The following is a 16,251-nucleotide window of genomic DNA, read 5'->3' on the forward strand; positions in this document are numbered from 1 at the left end:
TTGGTATCGGGCTGGCGGGCCCTAAAAGCCAGTGATATTCCATCCGAAAGGTATGAGGAATTATCATATGATCGCCCCCCGTCGTTTTCTGCCGTCTATCCCCTCTCTGCTGGCACTCGAGGCCGTTGACCGCCTTGGCAGTGCTTCGGCGGCAGCGGAAGAGCTTTCGCTGACCCAAAGCGCCATCAGCCGACAGCTCAAGTCGATGGAGGAACAGCTGGGCATCGAACTGATCCAGCGAACCCAGATGCGGCTGCAGCTTACCCCGGCGGCAAAAGAATACGTTCAGGTCGCGCGCAAAAGCTTGCACCAACTGGCGCAGGCCTCCCTAAAACTCAGAGCCAATCCGACCGGAGGATCGCTGAACCTGTCGATCCTGCCAGCGTTTGGGATGCATTGGCTGGCGCCGCGTCTTCAGGACTTTGCCCGCCGACATCCCGAGGTGACCGTCAATCTGAACACCCGGCTTCGCCCCTTCGATTTCGAAACGGAACATTTCGACGCCGCGATTCATTTCGGGCGTCGAGATTGGCACGGCGTCAACTACCTGCCGATCATGCGTGAAAACGTTGTACCGGTTTGCGCTCCGGAAATTCTGCCAAAAAAACCCGAACAGATTGACTGGCTAATGAATGCCCCGCTGCTGCACCTGGAAACGCGCCCTGACGCCTGGGAGCAATGGTTTGCCGCACAAGGGCTTGTGGCATCCGGGCTTGGCGGCATGTTGTTCGACCAATTCTCGACTATGGGACAAGCCACAATTCATGGGCTTGGGGTGGCGCTACTGCCCAGCTATCTGGTCGAAGACGACCTGAAAACCGGGCGCCTCGTTCCCGCCTGGAAAGGCCCGGGCGTCAGTCTGGGCGATTTCTTTCTGGTCTGGCCGCAATCCCGGGTGGCATCCGAGCCGCTGAAGTCGTTCTGTTCTTGGCTGCAAGGCCAGGTCGACCAAATCTCGTGACCGAGTCATTCCGACCACCCTAGAAAACTGCGCGGCCTTCGACCTTGCGTCCTGTGGGCGACAGGGATCGGGGCGGGAGCGTTCCAAACAGGATTACGTGTCCAACGACCGAGCGATGAGTTCCTTCATGATCTCATTTGTCCCGCCATAGATCATCTGAACCCGCGCATCCGCATAAAGCCGAGCAATCGGATATTCCATCATGAACCCATAGCCACCAAACAGCTGCAGACATTCATGCATGATCTCATTCTGCACCTCAGACCCCCAGTATTTGGCCATCGACGCGGTCGATGCATCCAAAGTTCCAGCCTCAAGCCGAGCAATACAGTCGTTGACAAAACTGCGCAGCACTTCGGCCTTGGTTTTACACTCGGCAAGCTTGAAGCGGGTATTTTGGAAATCCATCACGCGCTGACCGAAGGCTTTGCGCTCCTGCGTGTATTTCACTGTTTCGGCAATCGCGAAATCAATCGCACCCAGGGCACCGATTGCAATCGTCAGGCGTTCCCAGGGAAGTTGCCGCATCATCTGGTAAAAACCCTGCCCCTCTTCCGCACCAATCAGGTTTGTCATCGGGACCTTGACGTCCTCAAAGAACAGCTCGGCCGTGTCATTGGACTTCATGCCCAGTTTCTTGAGGTTCCGCCCCTTGCGGAACCCATCTGCGCCCTGCGTTTCGACCGCGACCAACGATACCCCTTTCGACCCTTGGGTCTTGTCGGTCTTTGCGGCCACAAGGATCAAGTCCGCAGATTGCCCATTGGTGATAAAGATCTTGGATCCGTTCAGACAGTAGGAGTTACCGTTCTTTTCTGCAGTTGTGCGGATCGACTGCACATCCGAACCGGTTCCGGGCTCTGTCATGGCCAGCGCGCCGACCATCTCGCCCGAGGCGAGTTTCGGCAGCCATTTCAATTTTTGATCTTCGCTGCCATAAGCGGTGATATAGTGGATGACAATCGACTGGATCGCATAGCCCCAACCGGAATCTCCGTGCGAGGTCTGGGCGTACATGGTCAGAGCATCAAATCCCATGCCACCACCGACACCGCCGTGTTCTTCGGTGATCGCGCCAGCCATCAGTCCCATGTCACCGGCCTTGCGCCAGAACGCACGATCAACAACCCCGTTTTCGGTCCAGCGCTCGATATTGGGCACCAGTTCGTCCTGCATGAAACGGTCCGCCATTTCGGCAAACATCTGGTGCTCTTCTGACACCCAGCTGGATGTAGGGGTAATAAGAGACATTGCGCATCCTCCAAGATCAACTTGCTGCCAGCGTAATTTGGACCGCCAAGTAATCCAATGCGTTGGATGAAACGCTACGCAACGTCTTTTGGAAGATTTCGCCGGGTCACGGGATCGGTGCGGCCAACGCGTTTTCCAGCAAGACCCGCGCTGCAGCTTTGGCATCTTGCGCGGGATCACAGCTTTTCAACAGAACCGCCGTCACGATTGCCCCTTCTTTCAGCAGAAGAATCTGACATCCCAGGCTTTCAGGGTCGAAGGCACCGGCTTTGCGGGCCAGATCCGTGAAATATTCCAACAACAACCGCTTGTGCTCCGCCGCCTGCACGTGGATCGGGTGCTCTTTCTCCTGGAACTCGGCGCCAGCCTTGATGAACATGCAGCCGCGAAACCCGTCTTCGGCGAACCACTCGCCCAGTGCATCAAAGCTTGAAATCAACTGGTCTGCAGGGGTGTCGGCCAATTCCTCGACACGACGCATGAACCAGTTGCGGAAATTCTCGTCCCGCAAGCGCAAAGCCGCCAGTATCAGATCTTCCTTGGTGCGGAAATGTTTGTACATCGAAGTCTTCGACACACCCGTCTCAGCCACCAGCTTGTCCATGCCGGTCGCATGAAAACCGTCACGATAAAAGACCTTTAGGGCCTTGCGGACCAGCTCATCCCTTTTGTTTGGGCGCATGATTCGCCTCCTATACGTACCGATCTGTACATAATTGTACCCTCCATAATCCGCAAGGGCCACCAATGTTCAGGAAATTCTCTTTATTTTCCACCTGGATAGAGAAAAATTTTAGATATTTTACAGGCGCCCCTTGCAAATAGGTACCGATCAGTACACCTTAACAACATGATGTACCGATCAGTTAACCATGGAGCCGTCATGAAACGCCGTACCAGCCCCTTCAACCGCCAGTACATCCCAATTCTGTTGACCCTTGCGCTGCTCGCTGCATCGCTGACCTGAAGGATCATGACATGAGCCGCCCCCCTCTGCCGCCATTCACTGCTGAGACCGCTACACAAAAGGTCCGCATGGCTGAAAATGCTTGGAACAGCCGCGATCCGGATATCGTGACGCCCGCCTATACCGAGGACAGCCAATGGCGGAATCGGGCCGAGTTTGTCGCGGGCCATGCTGAAATTCACGCGCTTTTGACCCGCAAGTGGAGAAATGAGCAGGAGTACCGGCTGATCAAAGAACTCTGGGCCTATTCGGAAAACCGTATTGCCGTGCGCTATGCCTATGAATGGCGAAACGACAGCGGCCAGTGGTTCCGCTCATATGGTAACGAGAACTGGGAATTCGATAGGGATGGTCGGATGGCCAAACGTCATGCCTCGCTGAACGACCTTCCGATCAGGCAACAGGATCGGGTTTTCCTTTGGCCTCTTGGTCCGCGCCCTGACGACCATCCCGGCCTGTCTGATCTGGGCCTGTAGAAAGGACCTATTATGCCACGTGCTTTTTCCAAACTAACCTTCACGCCTGCCGTTCTCACCCATCAAGAAAGGATGGGATCGGCAAAAACCTATGCGAAATTCCTGGAAAGCGGCTCTGTGCAGGGTCACGAAATCAGAGCCGCCGAAAAAGAGTTCATCGAGGCCCGCGACGGGTTCTACCAATCAACCGTGTCCGAGACCGGCTGGCCATATGTGCAGTATCGTGGCGGACCCGCGGGGTTTTTACGAGTACTTGATGCGCAGACCATTGGGTATGCTGATCTTTCGGGCAACAAACAGTATATCTCGCGCGGGAATTTGGATGGCAATGACCGGGTTGCGCTGATCCTGATGGATTATGCCAACCAGCGACGCCTGAAAATACTTGGGCGTGTCGAAATTGCCGAAGGCGCTGCGGCGGCTGCCAGCCTCTCCCCCGAAGGCACCCAGACCCCGGCCGAACGCGCCGTCATTATCAAGGTCGAAGGTCTGGACTGGAATTGCCCAAGTCACATTACCCCACGATTTACCGAGGCCGAGCTGCGCCCCCACCTGAACGAATTGGGCCAGCAGCTGGCCCAACTTCAGGCGGAAAATGACCGGCTGAAACGGGAACTGGAAAATAAGAAATAAGCCCCAGTGCCAAGCATTCCCCAACTTGTGATTCAAGGACTGACACCATGATAACGTTAACGCTTCACCGAGCCTTCATAGTCCTGTTTGGTTTCGCTCTGTCGATTGCCTTTCTTATGCTGGGGTTTTTCGCATCTCCCGAAGCTGTTCGGACATCCCCGCCCGCGCTTTATAATTCGCTGCTGCTGGAAAAACTGGCCCAAGACTAAGAACCGTACGGCCCTCGAAACAAGAGATTGTGCCTGAATCATGATCTCTGCCCTTGACCTTCCTGTGACTGGAACCCCCATCTAGGGTTGGAAACAGGACAGGATGAGTCGATTGGCCAACTCACATACTATCAGACTGAAGGTCACCGGAATGAGCTGCGCATCCTGCGTAGGCCGCGTGGAATCTGCGTTGCGCAATGTTCCCGGGGTTACCGAGGCTTCGGTCAACTTCCCAACCGAGACTGCACAGGTCACTTATGACGGGCCGATCAGCGACCTGACCGGCGCGCTGGACAAAGCTGGTTATCCGGTGTCAGTGGCAGAAGCCGTTCTGCAGATTGACGGTATGAGTTGTGCTTCTTGCGTCGCAAGGATTGAACGAGCACTCTGCGCAGACCCGGCCGTCATAAGTGCTCGGGTCAACCTGGCCACTGAAACCGCGACCATTCGTTTTGCCGACGGGGCAACTGATCCTGTGAAGCTGGCGCAGCTAAGCACCAAAGCGGGCTATCCGGCGCACCCTTCCAGGATGGCCGAAAGCAACGATGAGAAACCGGGCGAAGCCTCTGCGCTGATCCGCACCACCCTGATCGCTGCGGCGCTGGCTTTGCCCGTGTTTATACTCGAGATGGGCGGGCACATGATCCCAGCCTTTCATCACTGGGTTCAGGCAACAATCGGGATTCAGACCAGCCATATCATCCAGTTTGTCCTGACGTCGGTTCTGCTGATCGGCCCCGGAAGGGTGTTCTATGCCAAGGGTATCCCGGCCTTGCTGCGCGGGACACCTGATATGAATGCGCTGGTCGCGATGGGAACCGGTGCCGCCTATCTGTATTCCGTCCTGGCCACCTTTGCGCCTCAGGTTCTGCCACAAGGCAGTGCAAATGTGTATTACGAGGCCGCCTCGGTCATCGTGGTCCTTATCCTGCTGGGTCGCGCGATGGAGGCGCGGGCAAAAGGCCGGACCGGGGCCGCTATTCGCAAACTGGTCGGGCTTCAACCGAAAACAGCCCGGCTAGAACAGGACGGGGGCACGGTCGATCGACCCATATCCGAAATACTGGTTGGCGATGTGCTGCAGATCCGACCCGGAGAGCGCGTCCCAGTCGATGCTCAGGTGTTGGACGGCACCTCATACGTGGATGAAAGCATGATTACCGGCGAACCCGTTCCTATAGGGAAATCGGCCGAAGATCAGGTGATAGGGGGCACGGTCAACGGCACGGGCGCGCTGCGCGTGCGCGCCACGCGTGTTGGGTCCGAAACGGTGCTGGCGCAGGTCATCCAGATGGTTCAGCAAGCTCAGGGTGCCAAGTTGCCGATACAGGGGCTAGTCGACCGGATCACGGCGTGGTTTGTTCCCGTTGTGATTGGCGTTGCCCTACTGACCATTGCGATCTGGCTGATCTTTGGCCCTGCGCCTGCCTTGCCGATGGCGCTGGTCGCAGGGGTTTCGGTTTTGATCATTGCCTGCCCCTGCGCCATGGGGCTGGCGACTCCGACGTCGATCATGGTGGGCACGGGGCGCGCGGCTGAACTGGGCGTGCTGTTCCGCAAAGGCGATGCTTTGCAGCAGTTGCAACAGGCCAAGATCATCGCTTTGGACAAGACCGGGACTCTGACACTGGGGCGCCCTGAACTGGCGAATGTCACGACCATAAATGGGTTTGACCGCGATACCGTTTTACGGCTGGCCGCTGCGGTCGAGGCGCGATCCGAGCATCCGATTGCCACGGCCATCACGCGGGCCGGACCGGCGGACCTGCCCCCTATCGCCGGCTTTGAATCGTTGACTGGGCTGGGCGCCCGCGCGTCTGTCGATGGGCACGATCTGCTGATCGGCTCACCCAGATTAATGGCGCAGAACGGCATTGATCTATCCGCGCTGAGCCAACAGGCCGACCAGCATGCCGCCGAAGGGGCAACCCCCGTATTCGTCGCGATCAACGCTCAGGCTGCGGCACTTCTTACGGTCTCGGATCCGGTCAAACCGGGCACGATCGAAGCTTTGCACAGGCTGCACACTATGGGCCTAACGCTGGCGATGGTCACCGGGGACAACGCCCTGACTGCGCAGGCTTTGGCAGACAAGCTGGGCATCGATCATGTCACAGCTGAGGTCCTGCCGGACGGAAAGCTCGCTACAATCAACGCCCTGCGCGACCAGTTCGGAGAGCTGGCCTTTGTCGGTGACGGGATTAACGACGCCCCGGCATTGGCTGCGGCGGATGTCGGCATCGCTATCGGCACGGGTACAGATGTGGCGATTGAAACGGCGGATGTGGTGCTGATGTCGGGCGATCTGCGCGCGGTTGCCAATGCAGTCGAAATCAGTCGCCGGACCATGAGCAATATCCAACAGAATCTGGGCTGGGCGTTTGGATATAATGTTTTGCTGATCCCTGTCGCCGCCGGGATTCTGTATCCTTTTGGCGGCCCGCTTCTTTCCCCGGTTCTGGCGGCTGGAGCCATGGCTTTGTCCAGCGTCTTTGTCGTCACCAACGCGTTGCGACTTCGCAGGGTTCGCGCCAGCCTGCCCGAGGGATCACATCCGGCGGCTCCACAAATGGTGACGTCATGAATATCGGCGACGTTTCCAACCAAACCGGTCTCCCGGCCAAGACCATCCGCTATTACGAAGATATCGGACTGATCAAACCGCTGCGCGATGATAATGGCTATCGCCGGTTCCGCAGTCAGGATGTGCACAAACTGAACTTTTTGGGCCGGGCCCGCGCATTGGGATTTACGATCGAAGATTGCCGGACCCTGATGGCCTTGTATGAGGATGAAACCCGCGCAAGTGCAGATGTGAAGAAGGTTGCCCGCGCGCATATGGTCCAGATCGAAGCGAAGATTGCCGACCTTAATGCGATGCGCGATACGTTGGGTCATTTAATTGACGCCTGCGCCGGCGACGACAGGCCTGATTGTCCGATCCTGAAGGATTTGGGCGGACAACCCTGACACGGGGTTGCCCTTTGTCTTCAGCTTTGCTTTGTCTCTGCCAAACAATCCGGCTTGCGGCATCTGACCGGGCCCGGACAGCAGAGAGGTTCACCAAATGGCAAAAGTTGCGTTCCTTGGTTTGGGTGTCATGGGATATCCAATGGCCGGGCACCTGCAGGCTGCAGGTCATGAGGTCACGGTTTTCAACCGAACCACCGCTAAGGCCGAGGCTTGGGTCGCCCAATATGGCGGCTCAATGGCCGCTACCCCGCGCGAGGCGGCTGAGCGAGCCGAGTTTGTCATGGCTTGTGTGGGCAATGACGATGATCTGCGCATGGTCTGCACCGGCGACGATGGTGCCTTCGGCGCAATGTCAAGCGGCGCGGTTTTCGTCGACCATACGACCGTCTCGGCAAAGGTAACCCGAGAGCTTTATGGCGCGGGCAAAGCCGCAGGGATTGCCTTTGTGGACGCGCCGATTTCGGGCGGTCAGGCCGGGGCTGAAAACGGCGTTCTGTCGATCATGTGCGGGGGGGATCAGGCTGCCTATGACGCGGCCGAGCCCATTATGCAGGTCTATTCCAAAATCTGTCGCCGCATTGGGGACAGTGGCGCCGGTCAGATGACCAAGATGTGCAACCAGATCGCCATTGCCGGACTGGTTCAGGGCCTCAGCGAGGCGCTGCATTTTGCCGAAAAAGCCGGGCTGGATGGCCGGGCGGTTGTGGAAGTGATCAGTCAGGGGGCCGCAGGCAGTTGGCAGATGGCGAACCGCTATGAAACCATGTTGGACGATCATTTCGAGCACGGTTTCGCGGTGGACTGGATGCGCAAGGATCTGGGAATTTGCTTGGATACCGCAGATGAAACAGGGGCATCCCTGCCGGTGACGGCTTTGGTTGATCAGTTCTATAAGGATGTGCAGAAAATGGGCGGGAATCGGTGGGATACTTCCTCGCTTATTAAACGGTTGCGCGCATTGGGGTAACGGGAAAAGGGGGCTGTCTGCCCCCTCTTGGCCCGCAGGGCCAATTCACTCCCGAAGATATTTTTAGCCAGATGAAAAGGACCCCGGTTTACTGGGACAGGGTTTCAAATGAACGACATCATCGCATTTTGGGCTAATGCTTTGCGGCAAAACTGGGGGCTGGACGCGCGGCTGAACCGATTGGACGGCGAATACGATCTTAATTTTCTGGTCCAGGCAACCAACGGACAGGATTATGTTCTGAAAGTCATGCGCCCCGGATGCGAAGCAGAGCTTGTGGACCTCCAGGTCAAAGCCTTGGAACATATCGCCTCAGAAGCACCGGGGCTGCCATTTCCTACAGTGTTTCCCGATTTGCAGGGGGATTATCTGCCCCGGATCGAAGATCACGAGGGGGTACCGCGCCTTGTTTGGTTGCTGGAATGCCTGCCTGGGCAATGCTATGCGAAATCGGCACCCAAATCCGAAGAGTTGATCCTAAAGCTGGGTCGCGTTCTGGGTGCTACAGACCGTGCATTAGAGCGGTTCACTCATGAGGGTTTGGCCCGGGGCGATTTCAAATGGAATCTGACGCAGGCAGGGTGGATCGAACAGCATCTGGACACCGTTAGTAGCCCCGCACGGCAGGCAGTGCTGGCCGAGATATGTTCCGAATTCAATGCGATATCAGACAAGTTGGCAGGCTTGCCCAGTCAGGCGATTCATAATGACGCCAATGATTATAACGTTCTGGTCGAAGCAGAGCCTGGCCAGCGCCCGGGGGTGTCGGGCTTGATTGACCTTGGCGATATGTGTGCCGCGCCACGCGTTTGCGATCTGGCGATTGCCGGGGCCTATATCGTATTGGATCATCCGCAACCCGATCGCGCATTGGCGGCACTGGTGCGCGGCTATCAGGCGGCAAACCCCCTGCGCGCGGACGAAGTCGAACTGATCTGGCCTCTCTTGCGGATGCGACTGGCTGTGTCGGTTGTGAACTCGACCCTGATGGCCCTTGAAAACCCGGATGATCCTTATGTCACTATCAGTCAGGCGCCGGCCTGGCGGTTTCTTGAGGACCAAAGCGTCAACGGCGGATTGATGCCAGCGCGCCTGCGCGTCGCCTGTAGTCTGCCGGTCACCGATGGGGCCGAACGCATCCATGCCTATCTGTCCGCGCATCGTGGTCAATTCGCCGAGATGTTTGGACAGGGTCTAAAAGATGTGCCCATGGGCTCGCTATCGGTCGAAGACTCTGTGTGGCCGCAAAACCCATTCCACATGCCCCTGGCTGAGGCGGCACGTGTTGGCGAGGAAAATGGCACAGACTTCTGGTTGGGGTATTACAATGAACCCCGCCTGATTTACGCAGAGCCGGGGTTCCGCAAAGGGCCATGGAAAGCTTCGGACCGACGCACCGTGCATCTGGCGGTGGATGTGTTCGCGCCTGCCGGCACTGTCCTGAATGCCCCGATCAGTGGCCGGGTCGAGGCGGTCGAGAATCGCGACAGTCACCTTGACTATGGCGGGGTGGTGATCCTGCATCACGAAACACCCCAAGGCGATCCGTTCTATACACTCTACGGACATTTGGACCCCGAGGTCTGCGACAGGCTGAACCCGGGCGATCCAGTCGCACAGGGAGCGGCGTTTGCACGGCTTGGGGATGTCACACAGAACGGGGGCTGGGCCCCACATGTACATTTCCAGCTGGCCCTGACTACGAACGGGATGCGGGCCAACTGGCCGGGTGTTGGCGACCCTGACGAGCTTGAACTGTGGCACGCCGTCTGCCCGAATCCGGCGGCTCTGCTGAACCTTCCCGATGACAAGGTGTTCTATCGGCCGACCGATAAACGGGCGATCCTGCAGGGACGGCAGGACCACTTCGGAGGCAACCTGTCCCTGACCTATGACGATCCAGTCATGCTGGTACGCGGTTGGAAGCATCACCTGTTTGACGAATGGGGTCGCCCTTATCTGGATGCGTATAACAATGTACCCCATGTGGGCCACGCCCACCCGCGCATTCAGGCTGTCGCAGCAGATCAGCTCAAGCGGATGAATTCCAACACCCGGTATCTGCATCCGGCCCAGACGGCTTTTGCCGATAAGGTTCTGTCCAAGCTGCCCGATCACCTCGAGGTCTGCTTCTTTGTGAATTCCGGCACCGAAGCCAATGAGCTCGCCCTGCGGCTGGCCCGCGCCCATACCGGCGCCAAAGGGATCGTGACGCCCGATCACGGGTATCACGGCAATACCACCGCCGCCGTGGCAATTTCGGCCTATAAGTTCAACAAACCGGGCGGAGTTGGTCAGGCGGATTGGGTGGAACTGGTTGAGGTCGCGGATGACTACCGAGGGTCTTTCCGGCGCGACGACCCCGATCGCGCCGAGAAGTTTGCAGATCTAGTGGACCCAGCGATTGCAGCCCTACAGGACAAAGGTCAGGGCGTTGCCGGTTTCATTGCCGAGACCTTCCCTTCAGTTGGCGGGCAGATCATACCACCCAAAGGCTATCTGCCCGCGGTTTATGAGAAAATCCGCGCCGCTGGTGGTGTCTGCATCGCCGACGAGGTGCAGACAGGTCTGGGGCGTCTGGGCGAATATTATTTCGGCTTTGAGCATCAAGGCGCGCTGCCGGATATCGTGGTCATGGGCAAACCCATTGGCAACGGTCATCCATTGGGCGTTCTGGTTACTACCAAAGAGATCGCCCGCAGCTTTGATAACGGGATCGAGTTCTTTTCGACCTTTGGCGGATCGACCCTGTCCTGCCGCATCGGCAAAGAAGTTCTGGATATCGTCGATGATGAAGGCTTGCAGGACAATGCCCGCCTGATGGGCGACAGGTTGATGACAGGCCTGCGTCAGATCGAGACCGATTTCGGATCTGTCGGTGATGTGCGCGGCATGGGCCTGTTCGTTGGAGTCGAACTGATCAACCCCGATGGCTCTGAAGGCCGTGAGATCTGCCAATATGTCAAAAACCGGATGCGCGACCACCGGATTCTTATTGGCAGCGAAGGCCCAAAGGACAGCATCCTGAAAATTCGCCCGCCGCTGACGATCGAGGCGGAAGATGTGGACATGATCCTGTGGGCATTACGGGATGTGCTGGCAGAAGTTGGTGATTACAGCCCGCCACCCTCATGCGATCATGACCATCACCACGCAGGGTGCGGCTGCTGCTGAGGGCACGGAACCCCGGCGCGCATTCGCCGGGGTTCTGCACCTGCCCTGCTGCTTAGTGCAGCGTGGCAGTGGGGTTCTGATGTCTTGGGGTTGGCATCGGGATCGAGACCGTCATGCGTCGCAAAGCCAGCCCTAATTCCTCAGACAAAGCGGCCAATGCGGGGGCAAAATCGGGACGGACGATCAGGGACGCCATCATCATAGCGTCTTCGCGCGCGCCTTCTGATGCCGCCGCAATCATCTGGGCGAAACAGTTTTCATCCGCGCCAAGGCAGACACAGCCCAACCCATGCCGGATCAGCGGGCGCCGCCCGTGATGGGCACAAAGCGAGCACAGCCGGTCCAGCGTCAACATCGCTGCCCGGCCCTGATCCGTACCCAGGGCGATCTGAAAGTCCTGCGCCGCATCCATACGCGTTTGCATTCCGTCCCCCCAGAGGCGCAGATACATGACCGCACCGGCCTCGACAGGGCTTAGGTCGGACAGACGGCCAACGGTCGCGCCACCCCGGGCTGCAGGCGCGCTCATTTCGTCAAGATCAGTTTGCCCGCGCGCGTGATGCGCAGGGTGTACAGCTGATCGCCCAGCTCGATATGGGCCAGATTGCCCCCTTTGGTCAGATCTTCAGCCTTATGTGCAGGCAGCATTGATACGGCAAAAGACTGGCTGGGATTCGGGTTCTGAACATTCATCAGGATCACTCCGGAAGGTTTCGGGCAATGCGCCTTATCGGTTTACTTTTCAGGTATCTGGCTGGCCCGATTCTGGGGTTGCTGACGGCTTGAAATATAATCTGATTATTTTAGTCAGGTATGTCAAGCCTCAATATCTCACTCTCGCAACCGGGTTGAATTGCACTGCCTGAACACACCAGTTAGGACTTGCGGTGCAGCTTCAGAGGCAAGGATTTCAATGAGCGCTACAATTATGTTCGATTTGGACGGAACACTGGTCGACAGCCTTCCGGACATCACCGCCGCTGCGAATGCAATGCTGCGGGACACTGGTGTCTCGCCCCTGCCCCAGGACACGATCAAACAATTCGTCGGCAATGGCCTCCCGAAATTGGTAGAACGCATGATGTTTCATTGCGACCTGCCTATGGATCGCCATGCCGAGCTATCGGAACTGACGCTGACCCACTACAACGCAGCCTCCAGCGACAAAACCGTCGTCTACCCCGGCGTGGCCGAAGCGCTTGAACAGCTGCGCCAGATGGGATGTGTTCTGGGTGTTTGTACAAACAAACCCAAAGCACCGGCTGACCATGTTCTGAAGTCGATGGGCCTGACCCATCATTTCGATGCCACCCTGGGTGGTGACAGCCTGGCCACGCGCAAACCAGACCCAGCCCATCTTGAGGCAAGTTTTAACGCAGTGGCCGCTATAGGTCCGCGCCTGTTCGTGGGTGACAGTGAGGTCGATGCAGAAACCGCTGAACGGGCCCAGGTTCCCTTTTTGCTATTCACGGAAGGTTATCGGAAAAGCCCGGTTTCTGAACTGTATCATACCCGTAACTTCGCCGACTGGTACGAAGTGCCTGCGCTTGTAAGTGAGCTTTTGGGGGAATTGGGTTGATGTCCCCCAACTAGTGAGGGGCCGGCCGAGGGGGTAAGTAGCCAGCCCCTCAAGGGGGAAAAGTGGTAGGTCCTTGGAAACTCCTTGGATGATTTGAAGTTAACGAATCGCTCCAATCAAAGATATAGGGGATTTCCCGTAGCCCTAGATAGGGTATTGAAATTACATAATAAATTATCCGTAAATTCTAGAAATTCGTTGAATATTGTCATTTTCCGTTGGTGACCCGGCCCCAGGACACCGCCAATCGAAAATTGAACAACGAAAAAGGGCGGGGATGAACACCCCGCCCGACGGTTCAGAAAAATTGCTGAATCCGCATGTTCAGATTGCCAGATATTCCTCGCGCAGCTGTGGATTCTCTAACACCTCGCTGGCGGCTCCATCAAACACGATGCTGCCCGTATCCAGAATGATCGCACGGTCCGCCAATTCCAGGGCGCGCACCGCGTTCTGCTCGACAATGATCGTGGTCATACCCTGCTGTTTGACGTGAAGCAGAGTCTTTTCGATCTCATCCACAATCACCGGGGCAAGCCCCTCATAGGGTTCATCCAGAAGCAACACCTTGATGTCCCGTGCCAAAGCCCGCGCAATCGACAGCATCTGCTGCTCTCCGCCAGACAGGGTAATTCCTTCTTGCTTGCGGCGCTCACCCAGCCTTGGGAACAGCTCATAAAGCCGTTCCAGCGACCAGCCGACAGGTGGAGCGATCTGGGCGAGTTGCAGGTTCTCTTCGACCGTCAGACCGGGGATGATACGGCGATCCTCGGGCACAAGGCCAAGGCCTGCGGCGGCGGCCTCATAGCTGGTCATTTTGTGCAGCGGCTTGTGATCCAGCCAGATTTCACCATGACGCACCTCGGGGTCACTGACCCGCGCGATGGATCTGAGCGTCGAAGTTTTGCCAGCACCATTCCGGCCCAGCAGGGCCAGAATTTCACCTTCGTGCACGTTAAAGCTGACGCCCTGCACGATATAGCTTTCGCCATAGTATGAATGCATGTCCCATACGGACAAAAACGCAGGGGCGGTGCTGGCCATATTGGCGTTTTTCGAAAAGTCAGGTTTCTCGTTCATTGCTTTTCCTTACGCGGCCTCACCCAGATAAGCTTCGCGAACCTTGGGATGCCCGCGGATGTTTTCTGGCGTATCTTCGACCAGAGGTGTTCCCTGCGCCAGAACGGTGATGCGCTCGGCCAGGCTGAACACCACATGCATGTCATGTTCAATGATGGCGATGGTAATGTCACGCTCGTCCTTGATCTGTTTGAGCAGGTCGATCGTGTTGTTGGTATCTGCCCGGGCCATCCCGGCGGTGGGTTCGTCCAGCAAAAGCAGGCGCGGGTTCTGGCTGAGGCACATGCCGATCTCAAGTCGTCGCTTGTCCCCACGTGACAGCGATGCCGCGTGCATCTCGCGTTTGTCAGCCATGTTCATCTCTAACAGCATCGCCTCGGCCTGCTCGACAATCGCCTTTTCACTGGAGATGGTTTCATAGGCGTGCATCCGAAACGCGCCGTCCCGCATCGCAAAGATCGGGATCAACATGTTCTCCATCACAGTCAAATCGCCGAAAATCTCGGGCGTCTGGAACACACGGCTGATACCCATCTGGTTGATCTGATAGGGTTCCAACCCCAGAACAGAATTGTTGTCGAACAAAACAGAACCGGTATCCGGCATCAGCTTTCCCACCAAACAGTTCAGCAAGGTTGACTTGCCCGCACCGTTCGGGCCGATGATCGCGTGGACCGAGTTTTCTTCGACGTTGAGGTTCACATCCGACAGCGCCTTGAGGCCACCGAAGCGTTTGCTGACGTCTTTGACTCGTAGAATTGCCATGGTGCCCCCTTATTCCGCTGGCTCGGTTTTGCCCTTCGGGGCATCATCGGCGCCCGGTTTCTTACGCTTGAACCAGCCCATCAGCCGCTGACCACCTTCAACCAGCCCACCCGGCAGATAGATCACCACCAGCATGAACAGGATACCCAGCGTCAGATGCCAACCCTTGCCGATGAACGGATGGATCAGGAACACAACCGCGTCCTCAAGCCCATCGGGCAGGAAAGCGAACCAGCTGTGCAGAACATTGTCGTTGATCTTCGAGAAGATGTTTTCGAAATACTTGATAAAGCCTGCTCCCAGTACCGGCCCGATCAGGGTCCCTGTACCGCCCAGAATTGTCATCAGCACCACCTCGCCCGAGGCAGTCCACTGCATCCGTTCGGCCCCGGCCAGCGGGTCCATGGCGGCCATCAGCCCCCCCGCCAGACCGGCATACATGCCCGAAATCACAAAGGCTGCCAGTGTGTAGGGTTTCGAATTTAGACCGGTATAATTCATCCGCTGCTGGTTGGATTTCACCGCCCGCAGCATCATGCCAAAGGGCGAGCGGAATATGCGGATAGAGAGATAGAACACCGCCATCATGATCACCGCACACAGGTAATAGCCCGCGTTAAAGTCAAAGCTCCAGGCACCCACATCCAACGTATAGGTCGCGCGCATGGGAATGCCGAACAGATGCGGTAGGTTCGGCGCGCTGGCCGATTGCAGGATCTGCGGATCGTCCGCATAGACCTGCAAGCCGGTCTCACCATTTGTCAGGTTGAATTTTGGGTTCGAAAGCACCGAATAGGCCAGAGCAAAGCTCATCTGTGCAAAAGCCAGCGTCAGGATCGAGAAATAGATGCCCGACCGACGCAGGCTGACAAATCCGATCAGCAGCGAAAACACCCCGGCGACAAGAACGCTGAGCGCGATGGCCGGAACGACGTTATAGCTGAGCAGTTTGAACATCCACACTGCGGAATACGACCCCACCCCAAGAAAGGCCGCATGGCCAAAGGACAGGTATCCGGTCAATCCAAACAGAATGTTGAAGCCGATCGCAAAAATCCCAAAGATCACGAACCGCTGCATCAAATCGGGATAGCCCGCGTTGAACTGCGCCATGGCGCTGCCTTCGGGGAACGGGTTCAGGATAAAGGGCGCCAACAGGGTCAGTATGGCGACGATGATCAGCAGGCTGGTATCTCTCTTGTTCAGTCCCAACATG

The 16,251-nt window shown here is 57.2% G+C and carries 16 protein-coding genes; 9 read left to right on the forward strand and 7 right to left on the reverse strand.

What is annotated here, in order from left to right; translation table 11 throughout:
* Nucleotides 1–67: 67 nt before the first annotated feature.
* A complete protein-coding gene (locus AC2FJV_RS00425; protein WP_496712041.1) occupies nt 68–961 on the forward strand; it encodes a LysR substrate-binding domain-containing protein in 894 nt (297 codons plus the stop codon).
* 93 nt (nt 962–1,054) lie between these two features.
* On the opposite strand, the gene AC2FJV_RS00430 is transcribed toward AC2FJV_RS00425, so the two are convergent.
* Together AC2FJV_RS00430 and AC2FJV_RS00435 are read right to left on the reverse strand one after the other, a co-directional pair.
* Nucleotides 1,055–2,212 carry an acyl-CoA dehydrogenase family protein gene (locus tag AC2FJV_RS00430; RefSeq protein ID WP_496712043.1) on the reverse strand — a complete coding sequence of 386 codons (1,158 nt, stop codon included), beginning with the start codon at nt 2,210–2,212 and terminating at the stop codon, nt 1,055–1,057.
* 106 nt (nt 2,213–2,318) lie between these two features.
* On the reverse strand, nt 2,319–2,894 hold the full coding sequence (locus AC2FJV_RS00435) for a TetR/AcrR family transcriptional regulator (protein WP_496712046.1): 576 nt from the start codon (nt 2,892–2,894) through the stop codon (nt 2,319–2,321).
* A 296-nt stretch (nt 2,895–3,190) separates the two neighbouring features.
* On the opposite strand from AC2FJV_RS00435, the gene AC2FJV_RS00440 reads away from it, so the two are divergent.
* The 7 genes from AC2FJV_RS00440 to AC2FJV_RS00470 all read left to right on the forward strand — a co-directional run bounded on the left by AC2FJV_RS00440 (nt 3,191) and on the right by AC2FJV_RS00470 (nt 11,611).
* Entirely contained in the window at nt 3,191–3,655 is a 465-nt protein-coding gene (locus tag AC2FJV_RS00440) for a nuclear transport factor 2 family protein (protein ID WP_142635774.1), read from the forward strand.
* Nucleotides 3,656–3,727: 72 nt separating this feature from the next.
* Complete coding sequence (locus tag AC2FJV_RS00445; RefSeq protein WP_496712049.1) at nt 3,728–4,288, forward strand: pyridoxamine 5'-phosphate oxidase family protein; 561 nt, start codon at nt 3,728–3,730, stop codon at nt 4,286–4,288.
* A gap of 47 nt (nt 4,289–4,335) precedes the next feature.
* Nucleotides 4,336–4,497, forward strand: a complete 162-nt coding sequence (locus AC2FJV_RS00450; protein WP_185956647.1) for a hypothetical protein — start codon at nt 4,336–4,338, stop codon at nt 4,495–4,497.
* A gap of 103 nt (nt 4,498–4,600) precedes the next feature.
* The gene (locus AC2FJV_RS00455; protein WP_496712051.1) at nt 4,601–7,081 is read left to right on the forward strand and encodes a heavy metal translocating P-type ATPase; all 2,481 of its coding nucleotides are present in this window, start codon (nt 4,601–4,603) and stop codon (nt 7,079–7,081) included.
* Complete coding sequence (cueR, locus tag AC2FJV_RS00460) at nt 7,078–7,467, forward strand: Cu(I)-responsive transcriptional regulator (RefSeq protein WP_142635768.1); 390 nt, start codon at nt 7,078–7,080, stop codon at nt 7,465–7,467. Before AC2FJV_RS00455 ends, cueR begins: the two co-directional genes overlap by 4 nt.
* A 97-nt stretch (nt 7,468–7,564) precedes the next feature.
* The gene (locus AC2FJV_RS00465; RefSeq protein WP_281972465.1) at nt 7,565–8,437 is read left to right on the forward strand and encodes an NAD(P)-dependent oxidoreductase; all 873 of its coding nucleotides are present in this window, start codon (nt 7,565–7,567) and stop codon (nt 8,435–8,437) included.
* Nucleotides 8,438–8,545: 108 nt separating this feature from the next.
* A complete protein-coding gene (locus AC2FJV_RS00470) occupies nt 8,546–11,611 on the forward strand; it encodes an aminotransferase class III-fold pyridoxal phosphate-dependent enzyme (protein WP_496712055.1) in 3,066 nt (1,021 codons plus the stop codon).
* 52 nt (nt 11,612–11,663) lie between these two features.
* Here AC2FJV_RS00470 and AC2FJV_RS00475 read toward each other — a convergent pair whose 3' ends face one another.
* Complete coding sequence (locus AC2FJV_RS00475; protein ID WP_142635764.1) at nt 11,664–12,140, reverse strand: hypothetical protein; 477 nt, start codon at nt 12,138–12,140, stop codon at nt 11,664–11,666.
* Complete coding sequence (gene hemP, locus AC2FJV_RS00480) at nt 12,137–12,304, reverse strand: hemin uptake protein HemP (protein ID WP_142635762.1); 168 nt, start codon at nt 12,302–12,304, stop codon at nt 12,137–12,139. The genes AC2FJV_RS00475 and hemP overlap by 4 nt, the downstream gene beginning before the upstream one ends.
* Before the next feature lie 220 nt (nt 12,305–12,524).
* On the opposite strand from hemP, the gene gph reads away from it, so the two are divergent.
* Nucleotides 12,525–13,190, forward strand: a complete 666-nt coding sequence (gene gph, locus AC2FJV_RS00485) for a phosphoglycolate phosphatase (protein WP_496688840.1) — start codon at nt 12,525–12,527, stop codon at nt 13,188–13,190.
* Between the two features lie 324 nt (nt 13,191–13,514).
* On the opposite strand, the gene AC2FJV_RS00490 is transcribed toward gph, so the two are convergent.
* From AC2FJV_RS00490 to AC2FJV_RS00500, 3 genes are read right to left on the reverse strand one after another with little or no spacing between them, the layout of a single operon-like run.
* Nucleotides 13,515–14,270: an ABC transporter ATP-binding protein gene (locus tag AC2FJV_RS00490; RefSeq protein WP_142635758.1), complete on the reverse strand. Its 756-nt coding sequence runs from the start codon at nt 14,268–14,270 to the stop codon at nt 13,515–13,517.
* 9 nt (nt 14,271–14,279) lie between these two features.
* On the reverse strand, nt 14,280–15,035 hold the full coding sequence (locus tag AC2FJV_RS00495) for an ABC transporter ATP-binding protein (RefSeq protein ID WP_142635756.1): 756 nt from the start codon (nt 15,033–15,035) through the stop codon (nt 14,280–14,282).
* A gap of 9 nt (nt 15,036–15,044) precedes the next feature.
* Nucleotides 15,045–16,250: a branched-chain amino acid ABC transporter permease gene (locus tag AC2FJV_RS00500; RefSeq protein WP_142635754.1), complete on the reverse strand. Its 1,206-nt coding sequence runs from the start codon at nt 16,248–16,250 to the stop codon at nt 15,045–15,047.
* Nucleotide 16,251 lies beyond the last annotated feature (1 nt).

This window comes from Ruegeria sp. CDSA241, from assembly GCF_059611265.1.

Coding starts and splice junctions, on each gene's coding strand:
- AC2FJV_RS00425 (WP_496712041.1), top strand. CDS start 68: ATGATCGCCCCCCGTCGTTTTCTGCCGTCTATCCCCTCTCTGCTGGCA.
- AC2FJV_RS00430 (WP_496712043.1), bottom strand. CDS start 2,212: ATGTCTCTTATTACCCCTACATCCAGCTGGGTGTCAGAAGAGCACCAG.
- AC2FJV_RS00435 (WP_496712046.1), bottom strand. CDS start 2,894: ATGCGCCCAAACAAAAGGGATGAGCTGGTCCGCAAGGCCCTAAAGGTC.
- AC2FJV_RS00440 (WP_142635774.1), top strand. CDS start 3,191: ATGAGCCGCCCCCCTCTGCCGCCATTCACTGCTGAGACCGCTACACAA.
- AC2FJV_RS00445 (WP_496712049.1), top strand. CDS start 3,728: ATGGGATCGGCAAAAACCTATGCGAAATTCCTGGAAAGCGGCTCTGTG.
- AC2FJV_RS00450 (WP_185956647.1), top strand. CDS start 4,336: ATGATAACGTTAACGCTTCACCGAGCCTTCATAGTCCTGTTTGGTTTC.
- AC2FJV_RS00455 (WP_496712051.1), top strand. CDS start 4,601: ATGAGTCGATTGGCCAACTCACATACTATCAGACTGAAGGTCACCGGA.
- cueR (WP_142635768.1), top strand. CDS start 7,078: ATGAATATCGGCGACGTTTCCAACCAAACCGGTCTCCCGGCCAAGACC.
- AC2FJV_RS00465 (WP_281972465.1), top strand. CDS start 7,565: ATGGCAAAAGTTGCGTTCCTTGGTTTGGGTGTCATGGGATATCCAATG.
- AC2FJV_RS00470 (WP_496712055.1), top strand. CDS start 8,546: ATGAACGACATCATCGCATTTTGGGCTAATGCTTTGCGGCAAAACTGG.
- AC2FJV_RS00475 (WP_142635764.1), bottom strand. CDS start 12,140: ATGAGCGCGCCTGCAGCCCGGGGTGGCGCGACCGTTGGCCGTCTGTCC.
- hemP (WP_142635762.1), bottom strand. CDS start 12,304: ATGAATGTTCAGAACCCGAATCCCAGCCAGTCTTTTGCCGTATCAATG.
- gph (WP_496688840.1), top strand. CDS start 12,525: ATGAGCGCTACAATTATGTTCGATTTGGACGGAACACTGGTCGACAGC.
- AC2FJV_RS00490 (WP_142635758.1), bottom strand. CDS start 14,270: ATGAACGAGAAACCTGACTTTTCGAAAAACGCCAATATGGCCAGCACC.
- AC2FJV_RS00495 (WP_142635756.1), bottom strand. CDS start 15,035: ATGGCAATTCTACGAGTCAAAGACGTCAGCAAACGCTTCGGTGGCCTC.
- AC2FJV_RS00500 (WP_142635754.1), bottom strand. CDS start 16,250: ATGTTGGGACTGAACAAGAGAGATACCAGCCTGCTGATCATCGTCGCC.